Source organism: Emticicia sp., assembly GCF_043780375.1.
GTDB lineage: Bacteria > Bacteroidota > Bacteroidia > Cytophagales > Spirosomataceae > Emticicia.
This window is the reverse complement of sequence record NZ_JAYWCU010000032.1, coordinates 1-6251: the sequence shown is the minus strand read 5'-3', so window position 1 is coordinate 6251 and position 6251 is coordinate 1. Positions and strand designations below refer to the sequence as shown.

The 6251-nt window shown below is 37.4% G+C and carries 4 protein-coding genes; 2 read left to right on the top strand and 2 right to left on the bottom strand.

Annotated elements, in window-relative coordinates; genetic code table 11:
* Positions 1 to 236: 236 nt before the first annotated feature.
* The gene (locus ACH2CJ_RS02630; RefSeq protein ID WP_394990528.1) at positions 237 to 1088 is read left to right on the top strand and encodes a DUF481 domain-containing protein; all 852 of its coding nucleotides are present in this window, start codon (positions 237 to 239) and stop codon (positions 1086 to 1088) included.
* A gap of 4 nt (positions 1089 to 1092) precedes the next feature.
* Here ACH2CJ_RS02630 and ACH2CJ_RS02625 read toward each other — a convergent pair whose 3' ends face one another.
* Positions 1093 to 1464 (bottom strand): DUF983 domain-containing protein, encoded by a 372-nt coding sequence (locus ACH2CJ_RS02625; RefSeq protein ID WP_394990527.1) that lies wholly within the window; start codon positions 1462 to 1464, stop codon positions 1093 to 1095.
* 147 nt (positions 1465 to 1611) lie between these two features.
* Between ACH2CJ_RS02625 and ACH2CJ_RS02620 the strand changes: the two genes are divergently transcribed.
* Positions 1612 to 3225, top strand: coding sequence for an amidohydrolase family protein (locus ACH2CJ_RS02620; protein ID WP_394990526.1), 1614 nt, complete (start codon positions 1612 to 1614; stop codon positions 3223 to 3225).
* Between the two features lie 74 nt (positions 3226 to 3299).
* Here ACH2CJ_RS02620 and lon read toward each other — a convergent pair whose 3' ends face one another.
* On the bottom strand, positions 3300 to 5768 hold the full coding sequence (gene lon / locus ACH2CJ_RS02615; protein WP_394990525.1) for an endopeptidase La: 2469 nt from the start codon (positions 5766 to 5768) through the stop codon (positions 3300 to 3302).
* Between the last annotated feature and the right edge of the window lie 483 nt (positions 5769 to 6251).

The window sequence follows — 6251 nt, the reverse complement described above, 5'->3', positions numbered from 1 at the left end:
AGGTGGTAATAAATCCATCCTAAGAGAAAAATTGACTAAAAACTGGAAGTTAATACCAGCAATATTTAAGTAACCTTTTTTTTTATGAACAAACCCTGTTAAGCCTAATCAAAAGTTGCTTTATTAACAAAGAAATGCAATTTTTGTGACAAAATATGAGGAAGCTATTTAAAGACCTTGTTTTGGCTGATAAATGGCTTTTTTAATCTTAAACACAAAACCTAACCCCAAAAACCATGAAAATAAAGTTACTTATTCTATTTCTTTTTTCATTTTATATAAGCTCTAACGCTCAAGCTACCCCACAAGATACACTACAACATGTAAATAATCGAGTAATGCAAGCAGACAGCTCTGCCCAAGAGGAAGAGGGTGATGAAGAAAGTACCGAAGAAGTGGAGGATAAAAAAGATGATAAACCCGCCAAATTTCGTTATCGATTTTCTACCGATGGTACAGTTACCTCAGGAAATGTTAGTCGTGCTTTGATTCAATTTGCAACAAGTTTAGACTGGAATTTACATAAAACATTCAAACTATCGAGTAGTCCATCATATATTTACGGCAATCAAAACAAGGTTTCGGCCGAGCGAGAGACTTTTGCTGACCTTCGGGCAAGTTTTCTGTACGAAAAACGATTTTATTATTTAGCTTTCACTTCATTTGAGCGAAGTAATCTTCGGAAAATAAACAATCGCTTTGTTGGAGCAGGTGGTTTTGGTTTAAAATTGGTTCAGAAAAAAACCGTTTATCTTTCTGTTACAAACGTTTTGCTATATGAAAAGACCGATTTTGTAATCAATGAAAAATTTCCTGACCGAAACCTTTGGCGAAATTCTACTCGACTTTTTGGAGAATATACCTTCGACAAAGGCAAAATGTCTCTCTCGCACACCCTTTATGTACAACCCAGTATTACCGAAAAGAATTTTCGATGGAATGGTAATTTGATTTTACGTTACCAGGTTTCCAAAAACGTAAGTTTTCGCAGTATGATGGAAAATTCTTACGAAAGCGTGGTTGTTCCTGGCAGAAAAAACAATGATTTTCGCTGGACTTTTGGGGTAATGTTGGAAGGCAAAAAATAGTCTCCTATTCTATTTGCGGTTTATAATCATTGAAAATCTCTAACCAAATGGAGCGTGAAAGACGATAAATAAATGGTGTTATCAAAACAGTAAAAAGTACATAAGACCAAATATAAATTCGCCAATCAACTCGTTCATCGAAATACACATAATAAGCAATGGTAGCAGCTACGAAAAACACCATATTAATAATAGAACTTATATACATTGCTCCATAAAAAAAACCTGATTCACGCTCATACCTCAAATTACATTTGGGGCAGTTTTCGTGCATTTTGGTGAGTTTTTGCCAAGAAAAATGATTTTTTGTTGTAAATAAATCACCCTCGTGGCAGCGTGGGCATTTCATTTTTAGGGTGGCTTCTATTTTATTCATAAATTTAAAGACGTTTTCAATGAGAAATACAAAATTCGTCAAAAAACACCAGCCTAAGGATATTTTTTAAGATATTTTAAAAATTGCTTCAAATTTTATGAATTCAACAAATCATCAGTAAATTTGCTAAAAACCTACCAAAATATCATGTCTAAAAAAATTACACTTCTCTTTAGCTTCATTACAACATTTGTATTTGCCCAAATCGAAAAAGCACCCAATCGTGCTGAAGGTGAATACGCCAATCGAACAATCATCAGGGGGGTAACACTCATCAATAGCACTGGTGCTCCGCCCGTTGGCCCTATAGATATTGTGATTGAAAAAAACAAAATTGCTCAAATTAAGCAAGTGGGTTACCCAGGTGTGCCGATTGATCCAAAAAGTCGTCCAAAACTAAATGAAGGTGATAAGGAACTAGATTGTACAGGAATGTACCTAATGCCTGGTTTCATTGATATGCACGGACACATCGGAGGAAAACAACAAGGCACACCAGCCGAATATGTATTCAAACTTTGGCTGGCTCATGGCATCACTACTATTCGTGACCCTTCGGCAGGAAATGGCTTAGATTGGACGCTCGACCAAAAACGTAGAAGCGAGAAAAATGAAATCACTGCTCCACGCATCAAAGCCTATACCGCATTCGGTATGGGAAGCGACAAACCTATTACTACACCTGAAGAAGCACGTCAATGGGTACGAGATAATGCTGCCAAAGGTGCGGATGGAATTAAGTTTTTTGGTGCTGAACCTATGGTTTTTAGAGCTGCATTAGACGAAAACAAGAAAATCGGACTTCGTTCAGCTTGCCATCACGCCCAACTGGAAGTAGCTCGCATGAATGTTTTGGCAACTGCAAAAGCTGGACTTACAAGCATGGAACATTGGTATGGCTTGCCCGAAGCTCTTTTCGACGAGCGAACCCTACAAAATTATCCTGCCGATTATAATTATAATAATGAACAAAATCGTTTTGAAGAAGCAGGAAAACTTTGGAAACAAGCGGCCGAGCCTGGTTCTGCTAAATGGAATCAAGTGATGGATGAACTCATTAAAATTGATTTCACACTCGACCCAACTTTTAATATTTATGAAGCAAATCGAGATTTGATGCTTGCCCGACGAGCAGAATGGCACGATGAATATACTTTGCCCACTGTATGGCGTTTTTATGGGCCAAGTCGTCTTTCACATGGTTCTTATTGGCTCAATTGGGGTACAGAACAAGAAGTTGCTTGGAAAGAAAATTATCGTATATGGATGCGTTTTGTGAACGAGTATAAAAATAAGGGGGGACGAGTAACAACGGGTTCTGATTCTGGTTTTATTTATCAACTCTATGGTTTTGCCTATATTCGTGAGCTTGAATTGCTTCGTGAGGCTGGTTTCCACCCTTTAGAAGTCATTCGTGCTGCAACCATCAAAGGAGCAGAAGCTCTCGGCATGGCAGATCAAATTGGTTCAGTTGAAGTAGGAAAATTAGCTGATTTTGTAATTACCGAAGAAAATCCTTTGGCAAATCTCAAGACACTCTACGGTACTGGAGCAATCAAGGTCAATGATAAAAATGAAGTTACCAGAGTTGGTGGCGTAAAATATACTGTAAAGGACGGCGTAATTTATGATGCCAAGAAACTATTGGCTGATGTTCGAAAAATGGTTGCTGATGCCAAAGTAAAAGAAAATTTTGAAATAACACAACCTGGTATTCCACAAAAGGGGGCATCTAAAATACAAGGAGCGGAAAAAAATTAAATGATCATGTTTTCAAACAAAAAACCCCTTCTAAAATTTAGAGGGGGGTTTTGTTTATACAACTTTTAAGCCTTTTATACTATCACAACATCCAAAGGCAAAACTGGCGTTTCTTTCTTTTCTTCAGGAAGGATAAAGTTCAAAGGGTTTTTAACTTTTTCTTGCAAAAGAGCAATTTCAAGAACTTCTTCTACATAATCTACATAATGGAAAGTCAATCCTTGAGTGTAAGTCTCGCCAACTTCTTCTACATCTTTACGGTTTTTATAACACATAATGATGTCTTTTATTCCAGCACGTTTGGCAGCTAAAATCTTCTCTTTGATACCTCCTACTGGTAGAACTTTTCCACGAAGTGTAATTTCTCCGGTCATTGCTGTGTTTGGCTTAATCTTGCGTTGCGTAAACATCGAAGCCATCGAAGTGAGCATCGTAATTCCTGCCGAAGGACCATCTTTTGGTACAGCTCCTTGCGGAACGTGTACGTGAAGGTCATAATTTTGGAAAATCCTGTAGTCAATACCAATATTATCAGCATGAGATTTTAGGTAAGAAAGTGCTGTGATTGCAGATTCTTTCATTACGTCGCCTAATTGACCAGAAAGCGTAATTTGTCCTTTTCCACGACTTAAACTTGACTCAATAAAGAGAATATCTCCACCCACCGAAGTCCAAGCCAAACCTGTTACTACTCCTGGCACATCATTTCCTTCATATATATCTCTATCGAAAACTACGCCACCGAGCATTTTCTCTACATGCTCAGCTTTCACAATTTTTGGATAATTTTCTTCCATCGCAATCGATTTTGCAATTTTTCTGATTAAAGCACCTATTTGTTGCTCCAAACGTCGCACGCCCGATTCACGGGTGTAGCCTTCAATTACTTTCTGAATTGCTTTATCGTCAATCTTCAAATCTTTTGGCTTGATTCCGTGTTGCTCCAATTGCTTTGGAACGAGGTGTTTTCTTGCAATTTCTATTTTTTCCTCAACCGTATATCCCGAAATTTCAATTATTTCCATTCTATCTCGCAAAGGTCCTTGTACTGTATCCAGTGAGTTGGCGGTTGCGATAAAAAGCACTTTCGAGAGGTCGAAATCAACTTCCAAATAATTATCTTTGAAAGCATTGTTTTGCTCTGGGTCAAGCACTTCGAGCAATGCCGATGAAGGGTCGCCACGGTGGTCTCTATTTATTTTATCAATTTCATCTAAAACAAAAACAGGATTGGATGACTTGGCTTTTTGAAGATTTACAATTAATTTTCCTGGCATAGCACCAATGTAGGTTTTGCGATGCCCTCTAATTTCGGCTTCATCATGCAAGCCGCCTAAAGACATTCTTACATAGTTTCGACCTAATGCTTTCGCAATTGATTTTCCGAGAGAAGTTTTTCCTACGCCTGGAGGACCATAAAGGCACAAAATTGGTGCTTTCATGTCGCTTCTTAGCTTCAAAACTGCCAAGTATTCGATGATACGCTCCTTTACTTTTTCAAGCCCTGAATGGTCTGCATCAAGCACTTTTTTGGCACGCTTTAAATCAAAATTATCTTTTGTAAATTCATTCCAAGGCAAATCGACCATTGTTTCAGCATAATTCAAAGACACACCGTATTCGGGCGACATCGAATTCATGCGTAAAATTTTGTTCAATTCTTTGTTAAAATGGTCGTTTGCCTCTTTCGTCCATTTCTTTTTCGCACCTTTTGCACGCAATTTTTCTACCTCTTGGTCTGGCGATTCCATGCCCAATTCTTCCTGCAAAACCTTTATTTGCTGGCGTAAATAATATTCACGTTGTTGTTGGTCAATATCAATGCTCGCTTTGCTCTGAATATCTCGTTTGATTTCTAACAACTGAATCTCCCTCATCATGTGTTCGAGTAGCTTATGGGCTTGCTCTCCCCCATCAAAAGTTTCCAGAAGCAATTGTTTTTCGCTGATTTCGATATTCAGATTTGACGATAAAAAGTGTGTCAAGAAACTTGGACTATCTATATTGCTGATTGCCATTTGGGCATCACGAGGAATATCAGGATTTAGATTCAAAATCTTATAGGCTGCTTCTTTGAGGCTTTGTATCAAGGCTTTTGTTTCTTTTTTCCGAGTATTTGGAAAATTTTCGGAAATATATTTCACATTTGCCGTCAAATGAGGTTCTGTTTGGGTATATTCCAACACTTCAAAACGTCTACGACCTTGAATAATAACCGTCACGTTACCATCTGGCAACACAATCATTTTTAAAATATGGGCGATAGTTCCAACTTTGTAGAGGTCTTCAGGTGTTGGCTCGTTTGGTGTATGACGCAATTGTGCTACCACGCCAACTGTTCGGTCGGTGCGATAGGCTTTTTTTACCATTTTTATAAATTTCGACCGCGTTACAGTTACAGGAATAACGATTCCAGGAAATAAAACGGTATTCCGTAAAGATAATAGAGCCAAATCAGTTGGCAAATTATCTTCGTTTTCCATTACTTCATCAGGCGAAGCAATTTCTATCATTTCAACGTTTTCAACGTCTTGTCTTGCCATTACAAGTTTTGAGAATGCATCTCTATTCATTATATACCTCTATAATTTGACCGTTGATTTGAAACTGATTTTTTGATTTCGCTGATTGTCAGAGGAGTCATTATTATCTAATTTTAATAACGGATTTGGTTGATTTGTAATTTTGCTTGGTCGTAATTTTCTTACATATTTGATAATCAAGGCTTTGATAATTTGATAAAACGAACCTGATTATCTGCCAGAATGTCAGAGTGAAAGTACAAAAGGTTTCTGACAATCAAAATGTTTCTTGGAGAATTTAATTGTTCAATACTCATGCCAAGCAAATTAATATGGCAGTTTGGCAGGAAAAAGGTATTTGATTGATGTTTTTTGTGTCAAATCCTGCAAGGTTTTATAAACCTTACAGGTAGGTTGTCCAAAGAGCATAAAAAAATTCTTTCATATTTTTGTAGTGCGAAAACAAAAATAAAGAAAGAATTAGATGTCCAAAGAACACCTTGA